Origin of the sequence: Oceanicoccus sp. KOV_DT_Chl (assembly GCF_900120175.1) — a bacterium.
GTDB lineage: Bacteria > Pseudomonadota > Gammaproteobacteria > Pseudomonadales > Dasaniaceae > Oceanicoccus.
On the sequence record NZ_FQLF01000002.1, the window covers coordinates 1,999,860 to 2,016,787 of the forward strand.

Genomic DNA, 16,928 nt, shown 5'->3' on the forward strand with positions numbered 1-16,928 from the left:
TGACCTACGTGTTATTTTTTGACGCGCTTGGCGCAATGTTTGGGTGTGAGCTTATTCCGTGGAGTTAGTCTAGAGAGGTTTGAGATGAAAGCAATACAGGACATGATGGCAGTCAATCATTGCTATGGCTGCGGACCGGCAAATAAACAGGGTTTGCAGTTAAAAAGCTATAGCCGGGAGGAAGATGGCGAGCTAATCAGCACCTACGCTCGCTTTACGCCAGCTCATTATCATAATGCCGGGCCGCTACACTTTTTGAATGGCGGTATTCAGGCCACCTTGCTCGATTGTCATGGGATTTGCACAGCATTGTCTGATGCCTATTATCGTGAGGGTCGTGCAGTAGGTACCGGGGAGGCTATTTGGTATGCCACCGGCCAGATGGATGTAAGCTATAAACGGCCGGTAGAGATTGATAAAGAGGTGTTGCTGGAAGCGCAAGTGGAAAGCTATACCGAGAAGAAAACTGTCGTTAATTGTCAGCTGCTGTCGGAGGGAGAGGTTTGTGCCACTGCGCGGGTAACTGCAGTGAAGGTGCCCAATAGTTGGTTTGAGGAGCGTACTTAAACGGCTTGGGCAAAATCCTGTCGACTGACTGCTGAATGCAATTCAGTCAAAGCCTGATCTACTTTTTCATACGCCTGGCGCAGCGCAGGGTCCTGCTTCAGCAAAAGATGATTACCTAAAACTTGATTTAAATAGCCTGAGGCGCGGGAAGTTTTGCTGACATAATCGGCGTGCAGGTCTTTGCCAATAGATTGTATTTTTTCTTCGACCAGCCTGGCTTTACCGTTAACGATTCGTTCTTCCAACACCGGTAAACGAAACGCCCCTAAAAACGCCTGAATATCATTACGTAGCCCCGGCTCACTGACGCCTAAAGGCTCCACTGGCGTGTGATTCCAGCAGTCTATGCTGCCGTCCTGGCAGTAATACACTTCATGGATCTGGTAAGTTGCTTCGCGGCTAGCAGCCTCGTTTTTTATTACGCGGTAATTCCAGCTTGTCATCGCGGTCTTTACTCAAGGTTTGTGAGGGAGCGGTTTGTTGGCTTATTTAAGCGCATAGCATGAATAATAGAAGTGCAAATTTCTTTCGGCAAGTATTTTTTCAGTTATTTCATGGGCTTGCAGTACTTTATTAATGTGCGAGTTTATCGGGCTGATGCTTACAGAGCGCGGACTTGATTAAAAAATAGCCAGTGACGATGTATTGAGTGGGTAGGACGGGTAACATTTAAGGTCGCTCCCTGGCACTGTGGGCTAACGGTTTTCGATCCGATTAAAATCCAGTAGCCCAGCGGTTATTGGTCTGCTCTGTAGATAATGATCATGGATGGCATCACTAAAGGCCCAAAACTGTTTATCGTTTCTTCTTATCCCGTAAAGTCGTAACAGTTGCTGATAATCCTGCTCGGAGCTGAGCGTCGACATCCGGCTGACAAAGTCGGGTAATTGCTGCTCAGTTAGTCGATAAAACGCATTGGGGTAAGTGCCGATAACGTCTTCTACTACACTGAAGGTTTGTTCCTTGGGTACCATTCTGTCTTGTTCACCGAATAAATGGGATACGTTTAGATGAGCGCGATTACGAATTAGGCTGATTAAACGGTGCTCGTCATTGTCTAGCTGCAAGTATATAAGCGACTGCTCAGGTAGGTGTTGCAGGGTCTTACCACGCACCTGCGAGAGTTGTTGTAACTGTTGTTGGTAACTAGTGACTGACGAATTAAACGGTTGCAGATTGATTAGGTCTGGCGGAATAACCACGTTGCCATATTGTTGGCGAACTTGATTAAAAAATTCAACTTTAGGGTTTTTAGTTTTGAATTCCAAGCCAGTGGTTTCATAATTTCGGCTGTGCATTTCTTTAAGGTATAGCTCCACTTTGTCTTCAGCATTGCGGTACCAGTGATCGATTTCCTTTTCTGCTGTTGCCTGGGGAAGAAATTTCAAAAACGCAAACTCCCCTTCCATACGTAAAAAGTCCATATACAAACGGGTCAATAATTGATGGCCAGCATTCCCATAGACATCAAAGCCTGCCACTAATAGATAATGAATACGTTCAAGTAGTGGGTAGCCAATCACCCAGGCAGTTTTAGGGGTGTTACCGATCAGGCCTTTGGTGACGGTGGAGCTGTCAAAGTGACGGAAGATAGTCAGGCTGGCATTTTGATTGTGGCCATCGCCTTGCCATAACATTGAAAGATCCAGCATTTCTTTGTTAGGAAAAACTTTATCAAAGCGTTGCTGCTTGGCAGTTAAGTAGCTGCGTTCCATCTCAGAATATTTCAGCCAGCTGGTCAACGGGGTTAGCGCGGTACTTTCGTGTTCGGCTGGTAAACGGAGCATTTGCGCTTCTTTGGCAAGAAAAACATCGGTGTGATATTTTACTTCCAAATCCGGGTTGGTAAATAACACCCAAAAATGATCATTGATGACATTTAGCGCAACTTGACCACGACAAACCGGGCCCTTGATAAACCCCATAATGGTAAATTGAGCTTCATCGAGCATAAATCGATAACGTGCGTTGACTGGCACTTCTTTAAAGGTGATAAACGGGTTGGAAGCTAATTCTGGATCATAACCGGGCAATTGGGTGACTGTGTATTCGGCATCCAAAAATAGCTGTTGCCAGCGCTGCATACGCTGTGGGTTGAACAGGTAAGGCATGTGCTGTTTAGCTAGTATGGTACTTTTTACCCGTTGTAAACGGTAATAGAAAGTATCGCTACCTGGATCATCAAAAGGTCGCCGGCTGGAAATGATTTCAATAGCTTGACCCGGTTCAGTAGTCGATCGTACTAGCTTAAAAAATTCACGATCTTCACCTATTGAAGACAGATTATTGCTGAAATAAATATTAGCTAAAAATAAGTGCTCATAAATATAACGACTCATTAATTTCTGCTTTAAAGAATCGCCATTTAAAAATTGTTCCCATTGTTCTATCTCAATAGGGTTTTTTGTAGGCTGAATTCCAGGAAATTTCGCTTTGGCGCCAGTCGCTAACCAACGTTCAATAGTGGCTTGTTCTTCAGGATTTATGGCAGGTAGGCCATAAGGCATACCCCATAAAGGGTAATCGCGTTCAAATTGGTCAAAGTCTTCAATACTGGCGCATTGCTGATCGCGATCGAGTGAAAGATCAAAGCTGTCAGGGAGTAATTCGGTTTCGGGTAAGGGGTGTGCTTGTTTGAGTTGTAACATCCTGTGCATGACACTAGCTTGTTGGTTAGCAGTAGTTGATTGCGCACGCTCATTTAGCACTGGGAAAAAACCATCTTCACGCCACTGCCGGGTAGTGCCAGCATCGATTGTCAAACGACTTAAATTACCCGCAACTAACCGCGATCCGTTATAAACTTTTTCTTTGCTAGCGCCGCGATCAATACTTTCAAAGCTGCTCATTTTCAATTGGCAGGGCGCATCATAACAACCGTGGCAGACTACGCAGCGCCGGTCAACAATGGGTTTAATATCGTGATAAAACTCGGGCTCACTATAGTCTTTTTCAACGACGGTGCGTTCGACCACTTGAGCAGGTCCATACATCTCATCTAATTTATGTTTTGCAACTACCGCACAGCCACTAAAAGTAATAGTGGCAAGAATAAACAGGGCGAAGCGTTTAGTATAATTATTCATAGTTGGTATAGAACTCCATTCCTAACAAACTGAATCCGCGTGGAAAACTCTTACATTGCCAAAAATTATAGGGCAATCAGGTTGTTCAGGGTGTCTTTGGTGATCAAGAGTAATATTATTTGATCAGTTTTAATAGCTGATCTACTATTTTTGTTAGTTGATGGAGTGATTGGCACTCGCTGACAAAATGACAGGCGCTCTGATAGCGGCGCATTTCAGAGTCGCCTGTATACCAGCTGCTGCGGCGTTCAGGATTGAGCCAGATGACAGTTTTAGCGCGTTGATAGATATTTTGCAAAATATCTAGCCGGGGCTCTCCTTTATTGTTGCGGGCATCGCCTAAAATAATAACAGTCGTATTATTATCAATACTAGCCAGACATTGATCGGCAAAGTCGACTAGTGACTGGCCGTAGTCACTGCCACCTTGCCCCCACTGTTTAAAAGCGGTTTCTATGGCCTGCGGAGCAGGCTGCTGGTCGAATAAGTCAGTTACTTCGCCGCTGCGATTGGAAAAACAATAACTCCTTACTCGAGGCAATATATCGTTTAAGCTGTATAGGAATAATAATAGGAACTTTGCATAAGCGGCTACCGAGTTACTGACATCGCAGAGCACTATTACTTTCGCTTTGTCTTTGCGCTTATTTTTCCAGTAGGTGTTAAAAAGAATGCCATCGTGATGAATATTTTTCCGCAGCGTTTTGGCAACATCAAGTTTGCCGCGTTTTTTTATCCGCAAGCGTTGCGAGTGTTTTGCCGCCAGCTTTTTGGAAATTTTTCTGGTGATCTCTTGTAGTTGATTGAGATGTTGGTTTTCCAGGGTAGAAAGACGTGTGTGAAGAATGACATTTTCTTGTAGTTTTCGTCCTTCCGCATTGGCGGTTAATAAAAACTTTTCTTCTATCTGTTGTTTGGCTAGATCGCGCAATTGAATTTTTTTCCGGGTTAAAATATCCACGACATAGTCAGCATCGGCAGTACGAATATTTTGTAGTTGATGAATACTTTGATCAAGAGTATCAACGTTCATTGCTAATAGTAGCTTGCGAGTATATTGGCCGGTTTGGGTAAAGTAGCGCAGTTTTTCAGTGTCTAATTCGGCACCTGCCTTGGCAACAAGTGCCGCTATCAAGCGGTTGTCATCTTGTAATAAAGCTTTAACCAGCGGTGTACTGATAGCGGCTTGTATATTTTCATCGGATAAAACATCAGTCGTTAAATCCTGTGGCAAAGCTACAAAATCACTAGCGGTAGCTTCTGAAGAAAGTTCGAGGCGTGAGCCGCCATAGAATAATTCGAAGCAGTAATCAAAGCGCGATTTTTCGGCAATAGTTTTGGCCAGGGTTGCAGATAGCGCGTGTTTAAACTGTAGCCGGTCGTTGTAACCTACCAGTGCCAGTACCCGCATAGCATCAAGGCTTTCTGATGTGGAGATTCTGATATCATGGTTGCGTAGGGTGGCAATAAAGTTGACTAGATTTTTTTGCATATCAGCGGTTTAGGTTTTTGTTTTAGCTAGCAAGTGTCGTAATTCATCTTTCGTTGTTGCTATATCATCCTCAAACTTTAAAATTACATTTAAAGTTTGTTCGACGATAGTTTTATCTAGCGAATCTGCATGTAATAGGACTAATGCTCTGGCCCAGTCTATGGTTTCGCTAACAGCGGGAGATTTTTTTAAATCAAGCTTGCGAAGCTGCTGGACAAAATTAACCAGTTGATCCCTTAATTGTTCGGACGCTTCCGGTACGCGGCTGTCAATAATCCGGTTTTCCAACGCGCTGCTGGGAAACGGGATATAAAGGTGCAAGCAGCGGCGTTTCAGTGCATCGCTGATATCGCGGGTGTTGTTAGACGTAAGAAAAACCAAGGGTTTGGATTTAGCTTTAACCGTGCCAATTTCTGGTACCGAAATTTGGTAATCGGATAAAATCTCAAGTAATAAAGATTCAAACTCATAGTCTGCTTTATCGATCTCATCGATCAGCAGCACCGAGCCCTTTGGCTCGCGCATCGCTTTTAGCAGCGGGCGTGGCTCTAAAAAATCTTCCGAATAAAAAATATCGCCAAAGTCATGCAGTCGCTCGACCGATTCGGCTAAGCCTTTAGCGCCTTTTAAAATATCACCCAGCTGTTCCTTTAATACCTGGGTGTAAAGCAATTGCTTGCCATATTTCCATTCGTAAAGCGCTTTAGCTTCATCCAGGCCTTCATAGCATTGCAGGCGAATCAGGGGGAGTGATAGATAGGTCGCAGCGGTTTTTGCCAGCTCGGTTTTACCAACACCCGGAGGGCCTTCAATTAAAATTGGTTTGCCTAGCTGAAAAGCCAAATACAAGGCCGTGGCAATTTCTTCACTGGCAATATATCCCAGTTGATCGAAACCGCTGCGGATACTATTTGCATCTTGCATCAAGGTAGACAAGGAGGATGTGGTTTCAGACATATCAAAAACTCATAAGTAACTGGCTGCAGTGTAGCATGGTGAAGCAGTGGTTAAGATTGACAAAGCGCGGCTATTTTATAATGCGGCTCGATGAATAGTTCAGGAAAATCTGCCTGCATTTGTGCTGTGCTCGCTAACTGCATATCCGCATAATCAAATCCAGGGCTGACCGCTTCAGATAAAAGGCCGTATTCACCGTGTGATAATACCGTGGCTTTCCAATAATTGCCGGGTACAGTCATTTGTAGATGCTCGCCTCGATCTACATCTGGCCCCAGCGTGAAGCTAGAGAATTTGCCATCGGGGCTGATAAGAAAATAATTTAGCGCGCTGCCACGGTGCCAGTAATGAATAATGTCAGATTGATTGCGGTGAAAATAACCAATAGGACTGTCATCGGTAAGCATATAGTAAATGGATGACAATAGTGGTCGAGTAGTGTCAGTGACATTAACAGTTTGGCTGGATGTATAGGTTCGCTTAAAAAAACCGCCTTCAAGGTGAGGTTCAAGTTCCAGTGATTTTATCAGTTGTTGTTTGGTCATGATAATTGTCGCGATCAAATGGCTAAATTGCTTATCGGGAATTAAAAATTACAACTATTCTAAGTTTTTTTTAAGTACAGCAGTAGTTCTTTCTAAATAGTTTGCCAGATAGATTAATTTCGCCTAATAATGAACTGACTCTGTATGGATGGTCTCAGTATTGAGAGCGGGAAAGGAGAGGTGTATGTTTTATATCATCGAACAAGGTGCTCGTATTCAAACACCCTTGGAATCTTTAGTTAGGATGAAACGAGTGAATGCCCTGGAAGGTATGAAGTCGATTACGGCTACAGGTGGAGATCAGCCGTCAGTGGCTGATAAGCAGTTAGTAGGCAAGGAAGGGATAAAAAATTATCAACAAACTGAAGAGCAGGCAGAGCAACGCCAACCAGCCATGTTTGCTCACCAGATCATGACGCAGCCGGTGATTAGTATCGATATGGGTGAGTCTATCGCTAGTGCTCGTCAGCTACTCGAACAGCAACGATTCCATCACTTGCCAGTAGTGGACAATAATAAAAAGCTATGCGGTATTATTTCTGATCGGGATATTATGCGGTATTCCCTGCAGCATCAGGCTAAAGATTTAGCCAGGACTGCTGTGGATAAAGCGATGACGATTAAAGTGATTACCGCAGCGGAAACGACCGAAATTCGCAGCATTGCCGACGTCATGTGCCAGCAGGGTTTTAGTGCTATGCCGATTACCGACAAGGCGCATAATTTAATGGGGATTGTGAGTCGTACCGATATTTTGCGTACGCTAGTGAATGAAGAGCCGTTGGAGCTGTGGGTATAACCAGTAACGAGAGTTTGCGATCAGCCGCCGGTCATATTCATAAATCGAACAATATCGGGCTCGTCTTCCAGATTGAAATGATGTTTTTCAGGTTTTAAATCCATCGCCTGGATTATTGCCTGTTGCAGGGGTTCCAGTTGCCCGGATGCTGGCGAATAATGGTTTTTAAATCTACCGAGTGTTCATTGCCCAGGCACAATAACAAGCGGCCCTCCACAGTGACTCGAACGCGATTGCATAAGTGGCAAAAGTTGTGGCTGTGGGGCGATATAAAACCAATTCGCGAGTGGCTATCCGTCATAGTGAAGTAGTTAGAGGGCCGCCTGTTTTATCTTCAATAGCGGTAAGCGGGTAGTGTTGGCTTATTTGGGCGTTAATGTCATCGCTGGAACAAAAACTGAGGGCGCGATTGTGTTCGTCAATCAGCCCTAAAGGCATTTCTTCGATAAAAGAAATATCAATATTTTTATCGCGTGCAAAGTCTACCAGGTCGAGAATTTCATCTTCATTGCGGCCTTTTAAAATTACCGCATTCAGTTTGATGCGCTCAAAACCTGCAGCGATGGCGGCATCAATGCCCGCTAGCACTTGGTCTAAATCGCCGGTGCGGGTAATGCTTTTAAATTTAGCTGTATTCAAGCTGTCCAAACTGACATTTATTCTTTTAATACCAGCTCGACGTAATGGCCTAGCGTACTTCTGTAGCTGTGAGCCGTTGCTAGTTAGCGTTAATTCGTCCAATCCCTGTAGGCTGCCAATCTGTTCTACCAAGCTAAGAATATTGTGGCGGACCAGCGGTTCGCCACCGGTGAGACGAATTTTTTTTACCCCTAAGCCGACAAAGGCTTTGGCAATTAACCCTAATTCTTCCAGGGTTAAAATATCGGCTCTGGGAAGAAACGTCATTTCTTCCGCCATGCAGTACACACAGCGGAAATCACAGCGGTCGGTTACCGATAGGCGGACATAATTAACGCGGCGGTTAAAGCGGTCGACAAGAATCGTGTTAGGCGTAATAGTCATGCCGCTATTTTACATGATAGTGCGGTGAAAGCGTGATCTTTGTATTCGCGCTGTGTCGTGGCAAGATAGCGGCTTACTTGGTTTAGTATCTGTGAATTGTATCGTCTTGGGTTTGGGTGCCTTGGTGGGCGGTACTTTCCGGGGCAAATTTGAAATACCATGGATAAGTTGAGGTCATCCCCGATCAAGTCGAGGATGACTTCGGCTTTTTGATGGTATTTAAGTTTTATTCCGGACAGCAGTGCGATCAAGTCGGAAATGACGAATAAATTCCAGCCTTTACCTTAGATCGGCACGTTTCGCTCTACTGTCGAAGAGTGAAACTCTAACACTGCTAATTTATTGAGGACGGTTGTGTGGCTAATGGGGGTAGGACGCAGGCATACTGGAAAATAAAAAAAGGGCAGTATTTTGCAACGTTTTAAAAATAGCTTGATTATCCTTGGCCCGCTATTGGCGGTGGCCTGCTATGGCTTTTCTATTTACTTTGGCTTGCCACACGATGCTGCAATTACCGCCGGTGTTACCGTATTGTGTGTGCTCTGGTGGATGTTTGAGCCAGTGCCAATTCCCGTTACCTCACTGATTCCATTAGCCTTGTTACAAATCACCGGTGTGCTGGGGAAAAATCAGGTGGCCGAGGCCTATGGTAGCCCATTAATTTTATTGTTGTTGGGTGGATTTATTTTATCCAAAGCGATGGAGCGCAGTGGTGCTCATCGCCGTATCGCTCTGGGCATGATCAATATATTTGGTGGTAGTAGTAGTAAGCAGCTGGTAATGGGTTTTATGGCAACCGCTGCAGTGTTGAGCATGTGGGTGTCTAATACGGCGACTACCTTAATGTTGTTACCCGTTGCGTTGGCAATTCTGGAAAAATCTGAAGATAAGCAGTTGGCAGCCCCATTGATGCTGGGTATTGCCTATGCGGCCAGCGTAGGCGGTATCGGTACGCCGGTAGGAACGCCACCAAATCTAGTGTTTATGCAAGCTTATGAAGAGCATGTTGGTAAGTCGCTGAGCTTTACTGAGTGGATGCGCTGGGGTATTCCGGTGGTGATCTGTGTGGTGCCCTTGATTGGTTGGTGGTTGACGCGCTCATTGTCCTATAACGGCGGATTTCACTTGCCGAAAGTAGGGAGCTGGCGTGTTGCAGAGCGTCGGGTATTAATCATTTTTGCGCTGACTGCGTTGGCCTGGGTTACTCGACAAGAGCCCTTTGGTGGTTGGAGTGGTTTAACCGGCCTGCCAGCCAATGATGCCTCGGTGGCGCTGACCGCGGTAATCATTATGTTTATGGTACCTGATGGTAAAGGTGAAAAACTCCTGGACTGGCAAACCGCCAGTACCATTCCCTGGGGGGTGTTGTTGTTATTTGGCGGTGGTATTTGCCTGGCTAAGGCCTTCACCGCTTCCGGCTTGAGTGGTGAGATCGGCAGCTTGCTTTCGGTGCTGGCGACCTGGCCAGTAGTGGTGATGATGCTGGTGTTGTGCCTTGGGGTGACGTTTTTAACCGAGTGTACCAGCAATACAGCGACCACGGTTTTGCTGATGCCGGTATTGGCATTAGCGGCGATGGCAGCCGGGATAGACCCCTTGTTACTGATGGTGCCGGCGACAATCAGTGCCAGCTGCGCGTTTATGTTGCCGGTGGCAACTGCCCCTAATAGCATTGTTTATGGTAGCGGTTTGGTTGCTACGCAGCGGATGGCGAAAGAAGGTGTGATATTGAATTTATCGGTAGCCGTGGTGATTACTTTGCTCTGTTACGGCTTGTTAGTCCCTTAATTTATCCTTAAGCGACTACTTTGCTACCAATATCTTTACGGGTTCCCTGCGGCTAATATTTTTTTGCCGCTCGCAGCGGCCTGTCTACGATATGTTAATAAAGTTGTCACGTAATGATATTGCTTTATACCCCGCCAAACGCGACTATCTCAAGCCTGAATTTTTAATACTTTAGCGTATATAACGGCACGAATAAGTGCAGTTGTCAGCATGCAAGAGCTATCCGCCCTATGTTAGAACAAGCCGAGTTAGAGCAGCGACTGAATGCCTGTATTGGTATAGTAGTGGGTCCGCTCAGAAGTTGGGACCCGGTGAATATGCCGATGATCCGGCATTGGTGTGATGCCATGGGTGACCTGAACCCGCTGTACACCGATCCCGAGTTTGCAACGCAGGGGCCTTATGGTGAAATTATTGCGCCGCCAAGCATGATTCAAGCATGGACTATGACGGGTTATACCCGGCGTTTAGCGCCAGGTTCTAAAGGTCTACCTGAGGGCGCAGATAATCATTTCGATTTATTAACCGATGGCGGTTATCTTTCAGTAGTGGCGGTGAATTGCGATCAGCATTATTTGCAGCCGCTTAAGTTAGGCGATCAAATTTATCAAACGACGCAATTGGAAAGTGTTTCGGAAAAAAAACAAACTGCGTTGGGGGAAGGTTATTTTACCAGTGAGTTGTTTACCTATTACAACCAGCATGATGAAAAAGTAGTGGATATGCATTGGCGTTTATTGCGCTTTAAACCCTGAGCTATTTATTGTTTGGCGTGATGTCACTAATCAAAAATTAAGGCGAGTTTTAATGTCAACAGCACTTAGACCCCGTATGGGTGTGAATAAAGATACCCAATTTTTCACTGACGGTTTGCAGGCTGGAAAATTATTAATCCAGCATTGTAAAAGCTGTGATCAATTGCAACATCCTCCCGGACCTTGCTGTAAACACTGTCAATCCTTTGAATGGGATACCGTGAGTGCTTGCGGCGAGGGTGTGTTGGCCAGTTTTGTAAAAATGCATCACCCGGCATTACCGGGATTTGATCAGCCCAACCCAGTGGGTTTAATTACCTTAAAAGAAGGCACTCGTATTATTGCGCAGTTAATCGACTTTGACCCAGACGCTATTAAAGTCGGTGCGGCAGTAAAGTTGGTGATGACAAAATGTGATGATGAATTAACGCTACCGCTATTTGCACCGGCGGATAAATAGCATGAAAAGTCTACGCTTTGATCAAATCAGTGAAGGCGATACCTTGCCTGCGCTGGAGATCGATGTCTCTACCAGCTTGATTGTGGCGACAGCTATTGCGTCGCGTGATTATCAAAATGTTCACCACGATAGAGATCAGGCAGTCGAATTAGGTTCGAAAGATATTTTTATGAATATCTTAACGACCAATGGTTTGGTGGGACGTTTTGTTACGGATTGGAGTGGTCCTTTGGGTTTATTAAAACGCATCAATATTCGTTTAGGGGTACCTAATTATGCCGGCGATAAAATGGTTTTAACGGGTACAGTTGGAGCCAAGCGAGTTGCTGCTGGTGAAAATATTATCGATATCAATGTGGTGGGAAAAAATAGTTTAGGCGACCACGTTACCGGCATGGTTGAAGTCGCTTTACCGTAGTGGCATCGGCTAACGATTCACCTCAAAAAATTTAATGAAGAGTGGTATATGAGTAAGCGTAGTTTAAGTGGTCAGGCGGCGATAGTCGGTATCGGTAATACCGAGTTTTCAAAAAATTCCGGGCGTAGTGAAATGCGTTTAGCGGTCGAGGCAGTGTTGGCAGCCTGTGCTGACGCCGGTATTGATCCCAGCGAAGTAGATGGCATCAGCACTTACACCATGGATAACAATCCTGAAATTGAAGTGCATCGTTTAATTGGCGGCAAGGAATTAAAATTCTTCTCACGTATTCATTACGGCGGTGGCGCTGCTTGTGCGCCGATACAGCAGGCGGCAATGGCTGTCGCAACAGGTGTTTGTGATTGTGTAGTGGTGTATCGCGCCATGAACGAACGGTCAGAGTATCGCTATGGTGCCGGTATGCAGGATCAGGCTCCGGATTCCAGTTTTGAAACCGTGCACTTTGGTTGGTATATCCCTCATGGTTTAGTCAGCCCTGCCTCATGGGTGGCAATGGCGGCATCAGCGTATATGGATAAATATGGCGCCACCAGTGAGGATTTTGGGCGGGTCTCAGTTAATGCCCGCGCGATGGCAGCGACGAATCCCAATGCCTGGTTTTATCAGCAGCCGATCACATTGGCAGATCATCAAAACAGTCGCTGGATTGCAGAGCCATTGCGGCTGTTAGATTGCTGTCAGGAGTCCGATGGCGCCGTCGCCTGTGTGATTGTGTCGGCTGAACGCGCTAAAGAGCTAAAACAAAAGCCGGCTTATATTCGTGGTGCCGCGCAGGGTGCTTGTGATGATCAGCAGATGATGACGTCTTACTACCGCGATGATATTACGCGGTTGACCGAATGTGAGTTAGTTGCCAGGCAGTTATATGCGCAAGCGGGCATAGGTCCACAGGATATTCAAACCGCCGTTATTTATGATCACTTTACGCCCTATGTATTAACCCAGTTAGAAGAGTACGGTTTTTGCAAGCGCGGTGAAGCGAAAGATTTTTTACGTGCCGGTGAACATATGTTGGGCGGACACTTGCCCATTAATACTCACGGTGGCCAACTAGGTGAAGCTTATATCCACGGTATGAATGGTGTGGCAGAAGGTGTGCGACAGATTCGAGGCCAGTCCTATAATCAGGTCGCTGATGTTGAACATGTATTGGTTACTGCCGGCACCGGTGTGCCAACCAGTGGTATTATTTTGGGTGCCAGTAATTAACGTGGAACTCTACTGATGACGGACAAAAAAAAGCAAACAGCGACGAAAATGTTAAGTCCTTTCGATTCACCGGATATCAAAGATCCACTGAGTGATAACTGGGGCGCCAAGCGCAAGCTATCCGATGCCACGCGGTTGTTGATTGAAAATTTAGTGACTTGCAGCACCGATACTGAAACTCTGGAAAAAATGGCCGCTGTTATTAGTGAACAAGCTGAGCTGTTAGGTGAAAGCCCCGCTTGCAGGGTCGCACTGCTTTTGAAGAGGGTGGTGATTATGGTGACTTTGCGCATTTAGGTTATGAACTTAATCCGCTGGATGGAAAGAGTAATCCGATCGCTGCGCCGATTATTGTTTGGACCGAGAACGATAGAGTATATGGCCGTGCCAATATGGGTTGGCAATATGAAGGTCCGCCTAATTCTGTGCATGGTGGCTTTGTTGCTGCGTTATTTGATCAGTTTTTGGGGGTGGGGCAAAAAATTACCGGCCAGCCAGGCTTTACTGGCACCATAACTATCAAGTATTTAAAACCGACGCCGATCGCAACAGATTTACGCCTGGAAGGCTGGGTCGATAGAATTGAAGGCCGTAAAAATTTTCTAGTCGGCGAAATGTGGGCGGGTGATGTTAAGACAGCTACCTGTGAAGGCGTATTTATTTGTGCCAGCCCCGAAATGTATAAACAGCTGCAGCAAAAAAAACCAGCTAGCGGTAGCCAAAGTAAATAAAATTTTTATCAACAAAGAAAGTGAAAACTATGAGTGAAATACATTTTAAAGATCAAGCAGCTCTCAACGCTCTGGTAACAGAAGAATTTAGTGATTGGAGTAGCAAGGTTGTTGTCGATCAGGCGTTAATTAACCAATATGCCGAACTGAGCGGCGATGATATGTGGTTGCATATCGATGTTGAACGTTGCGCTAAAGAAAGTCCCTTCGGTTGCACTATTGCACACGGCTTTTTGATCCTGTCGTTAATCACCAAAATGAAAGGTGAAGCCAATGGTCTGGAAAAAATTTCGGGTTTTGGCCATATGATGAATTACGGTTCCGATAAATTACGTTTTTTAGGCGCGGTGCCGGTCAATAGTGAAATCCACTCGCGCAGCCGGGTCAAGGAAGTGGATGTATCGGAACATAAAACGCGAGTGGTAATGGAAACCCATGTGCACGCGGTGGGTTCAGAAAAGCCGGCTTTAATTTATGAACTGATGTTTGTGTATTTATAAGCAAGATTGTTAATTGTTTTGTGCCAGCCCAATAGCCTTTTTTTACTTTGCTGGGTGAACACTGTTTGCTGTAACAATTACGGCCAAAATGCTGACAAATCAAGCCAAAAAGTTTAAAGAAAACCCTTTAAATAAGGCTTTTGTTAGCTTTTAGCCACATTGATTGGCAAGACCTGTGGGCGGTGTTAATATCTTCGTCCCTTTAAAATGGGTGGGAATAATTGTAGTCGCCACCCTCCATATCTATTCCCGATAATGAGCTGTTGAAAGCAGTTCAAATCACTTTTTCAGAAAGAGGAATTATCATGCCTGAAGCCGTTATTGTCGACGCCGTCCGTACCCCGATTGCGCGGGGAAAACAAATCGCTGGTCACTTGAGTGGTATTCATGCAGCGACATTATTAGCAAAGTCTTATCAGGCATTAGTCGAACGTAATGGCTTAAGCTACGAAGATATCGAGCAAATTTATGCGGGTTGCGTAACGCAGGCGGGTGAGCAATCCAATAATATTGCGCGCAATGCCTGGTTAAGCATGGGTAAAAATTACAGCACTGGTGCTGCCTCGGTAGATGCGCAATGTGGCTCCGCGCAAACAGCGAATCATTTGGTGTCTGCATTGGTTCAGTCGGGTCAAATTGATATTGGTATTGCTGCCGGTGTTGAGGCTATGTCGCGAGTCGGTTTAGGGGCGAATGCGTATAACGGCCCAGGGTTTTTCCAAACAACGGATTGGCCTTGGGATAGCACGCCCGATCAATTTACTGCGGTTGAACGCATCGTAAAAAACCGCGGTTTTACTCGCCAGCATGTGGACGAGTTTGCCTGTGAGTCTCAGCGTCGTGCCAAAGTTGCCTGGGAAGAAGGCCGTTTTGATCGCGAAGTTTTTGCGGTTGAAGCACCAATCCTGGGGGAAGATGGACAGCCCACCGGGGACATGCGCATAGTTACTAAAGATCAGGGCTTGCGTGACACCACGATGGAAGCTCTGGCTAATTTAAAACCGGTCATTGAGGGGGGTATCCACACACCGGGTAACGCTTCGCAAATATCTGATGGTTCTGCCGCAGTGTTGTGGATGAGTGCCGAGGAAGCGAAAGCGCGAGGGTTAAAACCTCGTGCCAGAATTATTACCGGCGTCACCACCGGTTCAGATCCTTACTTTTTGTTAGATGGTCCCGTCAATGCCACTGAATTGCTATTCAAGAAAACCGGTATGAATATGGGCGATATCGATTTGTTTGAAATTAACGAAGCGTTTGCGGCAGTAGTGCTATCGTGGGCACAGGTTAACAATGCCGATATGAGCAAGGTCAATGTGAATGGCGGCGCTATTGCCATCGGCCACCCTGTCGGTTCTACCGGCGCGCGATTGATTACCACTGCATTGCATGAATTGGAGCGTCAGGATAAAACCACGGCGTTGATTGCTATGTGCTGTGGAGCCTCTATTGGTACGGGTACTATCATTGAGCGTATTTAAGTAGCAATAAGTAACCGGGTTGTTTCAGCCAAAGCAGCCATAGTATAAATTTTTTAGTATTTTGTTGGAGACAGAAGATGAGTGATTTAAGCGGAAAGGTCGCGATTATAACTGGCGCCGGGCAAGGCTTGGGCCGGGAAGAGGCGATGCAGTTAGCCAAGCAGGGCGCTAAGGTGGTGATCAATGATATCAACCTGCCCCATGCCGAAGCTGCAGCGCATGCGACCGTGGAAGAAATCAAAGCGGCCGGTGGCGAAGCGATTGCGGTATTTGGCGATTGTGCTGACACGGCTGATTCTGATCGTTTATTTCAAACCGCTATCGACACATATGGTGACGTTAATATCGTCGTCAATAATGCCGGCTTCTGTCGTGACAAAACTATTTTCGGGATGAGCGATGACGAGTTCGATAGTGTGGTGCGGGTACATTTGCGTGGTCATTTCGTTAATATGCGCAATGCCACCAAATACTGGCGTGAAAAAGCTAAAAGTGGTGAAGCCATTTATGGTCGCCTAATCAGCACCTCTTCAGAAGCGATGATTTATGGTTCAGCAGGTCAGCCCAATTACGCTGCTGCTAAAGCGGGTATCACTGCGATGACCATGGGCGCTGCGCAGTTGATGACGAAATACGGCATTACCTGCAATGTCATCATGCCCAGGGCTCGTACCGCGATGACTGATCAAGGTGCAACCGCAGCCATGTTTGCAGCACCGGACGATGGCTTTGATGCGTTTAACCCGGAAAACGTAGCGCCATTGGTTGGCTATTTGGCATCGCAAGAGGCGGGGCATATTTCCGGAGAGGTGATGATTGTGTGGGGCGGCCAAGTGAATATCTTGCAGCGGCCTACCCTGAGCGCGCCTTTCACCAGTGCCAGCGGTGGTAAGTGGGAGCTGGACGATTTACATAATTCATTATCCAAACACTACGATGAAAATTATGTATCGGTGTGGGGTGGTTTTACCGTCGCACCGCAGTAAGTGTTGAAGTTATGATTTTACCAGGGTGGATATTTATCTGCCCTTTTTTTTGCATGTGGTAATCGGAAAAATAGAAATTATTTGAGTTGCAGATTAAATAACCGGTGGTG

17 protein-coding genes and 1 pseudogene are annotated in these 16,928 nt (G+C 45.9%); 12 read left to right on the forward strand and 6 right to left on the reverse strand.

The window, feature by feature from the left end; genetic code table 11:
- The first annotated feature begins 84 nt into the window (after positions 1-84).
- Entirely contained in the window at positions 85-567 is a 483-nt protein-coding gene (locus tag UNITIG_RS13195) for a PaaI family thioesterase (protein WP_101758797.1), read from the forward strand.
- On the opposite strand, the gene UNITIG_RS13200 is transcribed toward UNITIG_RS13195, so the two are convergent.
- The 5 genes from UNITIG_RS13200 to UNITIG_RS13220 all read right to left on the reverse strand — a co-directional run bounded on the left by UNITIG_RS13200 (position 564) and on the right by UNITIG_RS13220 (position 6,647).
- A complete protein-coding gene (locus UNITIG_RS13200; RefSeq protein ID WP_101758798.1) occupies positions 564-1,010 on the reverse strand; it encodes a hypothetical protein in 447 nt (148 codons plus the stop codon). The genes UNITIG_RS13195 and UNITIG_RS13200 overlap by 4 nt on opposite strands.
- A gap of 252 nt (positions 1,011-1,262) precedes the next feature.
- Positions 1,263-3,653, reverse strand: a complete 2,391-nt coding sequence (locus UNITIG_RS13205; RefSeq protein ID WP_101758799.1) for a fatty acid cis/trans isomerase — start codon at positions 3,651-3,653, stop codon at positions 1,263-1,265.
- 115 nt (positions 3,654-3,768) lie between these two features.
- Positions 3,769-5,145, reverse strand: a complete 1,377-nt coding sequence (locus UNITIG_RS13210; RefSeq protein ID WP_101758800.1) for a VWA domain-containing protein — start codon at positions 5,143-5,145, stop codon at positions 3,769-3,771.
- A gap of 9 nt (positions 5,146-5,154) precedes the next feature.
- Positions 5,155-6,069 (reverse strand): AAA family ATPase, encoded by a 915-nt coding sequence (locus UNITIG_RS13215; RefSeq protein WP_369809199.1) that lies wholly within the window; start codon positions 6,067-6,069, stop codon positions 5,155-5,157.
- Between the two features lie 83 nt (positions 6,070-6,152).
- Positions 6,153-6,647 carry a cupin domain-containing protein gene (locus UNITIG_RS13220; protein ID WP_101758802.1) on the reverse strand — a complete coding sequence of 165 codons (495 nt, stop codon included), beginning with the start codon at positions 6,645-6,647 and terminating at the stop codon, positions 6,153-6,155.
- Between the two features lie 184 nt (positions 6,648-6,831).
- On the opposite strand from UNITIG_RS13220, the gene UNITIG_RS13225 reads away from it, so the two are divergent.
- Positions 6,832-7,446, forward strand: coding sequence for an HPP family protein (locus UNITIG_RS13225; RefSeq protein WP_159931157.1), 615 nt, complete (start codon positions 6,832-6,834; stop codon positions 7,444-7,446).
- Between the two features lie 20 nt (positions 7,447-7,466).
- On the opposite strand, the pseudogene moaA reads toward UNITIG_RS13225, so the two are convergent.
- Positions 7,467-8,469 (reverse strand): annotated as a pseudogene (gene moaA / locus UNITIG_RS13230) (GTP 3',8-cyclase MoaA).
- 408 nt (positions 8,470-8,877) lie between these two features.
- On the opposite strand from moaA, the gene UNITIG_RS13235 reads away from it, so the two are divergent.
- The 10 genes from UNITIG_RS13235 (at position 8,878) to UNITIG_RS13280 (ending at position 16,818) form a co-directional block, all read left to right on the forward strand.
- Complete coding sequence (locus UNITIG_RS13235) at positions 8,878-10,257, forward strand: DASS family sodium-coupled anion symporter (RefSeq protein ID WP_369809200.1); 1,380 nt, start codon at positions 8,878-8,880, stop codon at positions 10,255-10,257.
- Between the two features lie 230 nt (positions 10,258-10,487).
- Positions 10,488-11,012, forward strand: coding sequence for a MaoC family dehydratase N-terminal domain-containing protein (locus UNITIG_RS13240; protein ID WP_101758805.1), 525 nt, complete (start codon positions 10,488-10,490; stop codon positions 11,010-11,012).
- Between the two features lie 52 nt (positions 11,013-11,064).
- Positions 11,065-11,472, forward strand: coding sequence for a Zn-ribbon domain-containing OB-fold protein (locus UNITIG_RS13245; protein WP_101758806.1), 408 nt, complete (start codon positions 11,065-11,067; stop codon positions 11,470-11,472).
- Between the two features lies 1 nt (position 11,473).
- Complete coding sequence (locus tag UNITIG_RS13250) at positions 11,474-11,890, forward strand: MaoC family dehydratase (protein ID WP_101758807.1); 417 nt, start codon at positions 11,474-11,476, stop codon at positions 11,888-11,890.
- Between the two features lie 48 nt (positions 11,891-11,938).
- Positions 11,939-13,120, forward strand: coding sequence for a lipid-transfer protein (locus UNITIG_RS13255; protein ID WP_101758808.1), 1,182 nt, complete (start codon positions 11,939-11,941; stop codon positions 13,118-13,120).
- 15 nt (positions 13,121-13,135) lie between these two features.
- Entirely contained in the window at positions 13,136-13,417 is a 282-nt protein-coding gene (locus UNITIG_RS13260) for a hypothetical protein (protein ID WP_101758809.1), read from the forward strand.
- Positions 13,360-13,851, forward strand: coding sequence for a PaaI family thioesterase (locus UNITIG_RS13265; protein WP_101758810.1), 492 nt, complete (start codon positions 13,360-13,362; stop codon positions 13,849-13,851). Before UNITIG_RS13260 ends, UNITIG_RS13265 begins: the two co-directional genes overlap by 58 nt.
- Positions 13,852-13,880: 29 nt before the next feature.
- On the forward strand, positions 13,881-14,351 hold the full coding sequence (locus UNITIG_RS13270) for a MaoC family dehydratase (RefSeq protein WP_101758811.1): 471 nt from the start codon (positions 13,881-13,883) through the stop codon (positions 14,349-14,351).
- 305 nt (positions 14,352-14,656) lie between these two features.
- Positions 14,657-15,832: a steroid 3-ketoacyl-CoA thiolase gene (locus UNITIG_RS13275; RefSeq protein ID WP_101758812.1), complete on the forward strand. Its 1,176-nt coding sequence runs from the start codon at positions 14,657-14,659 to the stop codon at positions 15,830-15,832.
- Positions 15,833-15,909: 77 nt separating this feature from the next.
- Positions 15,910-16,818 (forward strand): SDR family NAD(P)-dependent oxidoreductase, encoded by a 909-nt coding sequence (locus tag UNITIG_RS13280; RefSeq protein WP_101758813.1) that lies wholly within the window; start codon positions 15,910-15,912, stop codon positions 16,816-16,818.
- Positions 16,819-16,928 lie beyond the last annotated feature (110 nt).

Excerpts from the sequence above, each read along its gene's own strand:
- UNITIG_RS13260 (WP_101758809.1), top strand. The coding sequence starts at position 13,136 with ATGACGGACAAAAAAAAGCAAACAGCGACGAAAATGTTAAGTCCTTTC.
- UNITIG_RS13195 (WP_101758797.1), top strand. The coding sequence starts at position 85 with ATGAAAGCAATACAGGACATGATGGCAGTCAATCATTGCTATGGCTGC.
- UNITIG_RS13245 (WP_101758806.1), top strand. The coding sequence starts at position 11,065 with ATGTCAACAGCACTTAGACCCCGTATGGGTGTGAATAAAGATACCCAA.
- UNITIG_RS13250 (WP_101758807.1), top strand. The coding sequence starts at position 11,474 with ATGAAAAGTCTACGCTTTGATCAAATCAGTGAAGGCGATACCTTGCCT.
- UNITIG_RS13255 (WP_101758808.1), top strand. The coding sequence starts at position 11,939 with ATGAGTAAGCGTAGTTTAAGTGGTCAGGCGGCGATAGTCGGTATCGGT.
- UNITIG_RS13210 (WP_101758800.1), bottom strand. The coding sequence starts at position 5,145 with ATGCAAAAAAATCTAGTCAACTTTATTGCCACCCTACGCAACCATGAT.
- UNITIG_RS13225 (WP_159931157.1), top strand. The coding sequence starts at position 6,832 with ATGTTTTATATCATCGAACAAGGTGCTCGTATTCAAACACCCTTGGAA.
- UNITIG_RS13205 (WP_101758799.1), bottom strand. The coding sequence starts at position 3,653 with ATGAATAATTATACTAAACGCTTCGCCCTGTTTATTCTTGCCACTATT.
- UNITIG_RS13280 (WP_101758813.1), top strand. The coding sequence starts at position 15,910 with ATGAGTGATTTAAGCGGAAAGGTCGCGATTATAACTGGCGCCGGGCAA.
- UNITIG_RS13270 (WP_101758811.1), top strand. The coding sequence starts at position 13,881 with ATGAGTGAAATACATTTTAAAGATCAAGCAGCTCTCAACGCTCTGGTA.
- UNITIG_RS13240 (WP_101758805.1), top strand. The coding sequence starts at position 10,488 with ATGTTAGAACAAGCCGAGTTAGAGCAGCGACTGAATGCCTGTATTGGT.
- UNITIG_RS13200 (WP_101758798.1), bottom strand. The coding sequence starts at position 1,010 with ATGACAAGCTGGAATTACCGCGTAATAAAAAACGAGGCTGCTAGCCGC.
- UNITIG_RS13220 (WP_101758802.1), bottom strand. The coding sequence starts at position 6,647 with ATGACCAAACAACAACTGATAAAATCACTGGAACTTGAACCTCACCTT.
- UNITIG_RS13275 (WP_101758812.1), top strand. The coding sequence starts at position 14,657 with ATGCCTGAAGCCGTTATTGTCGACGCCGTCCGTACCCCGATTGCGCGG.
- UNITIG_RS13215 (WP_369809199.1), bottom strand. The coding sequence starts at position 6,069 with ATGCAAGATGCAAATAGTATCCGCAGCGGTTTCGATCAACTGGGATAT.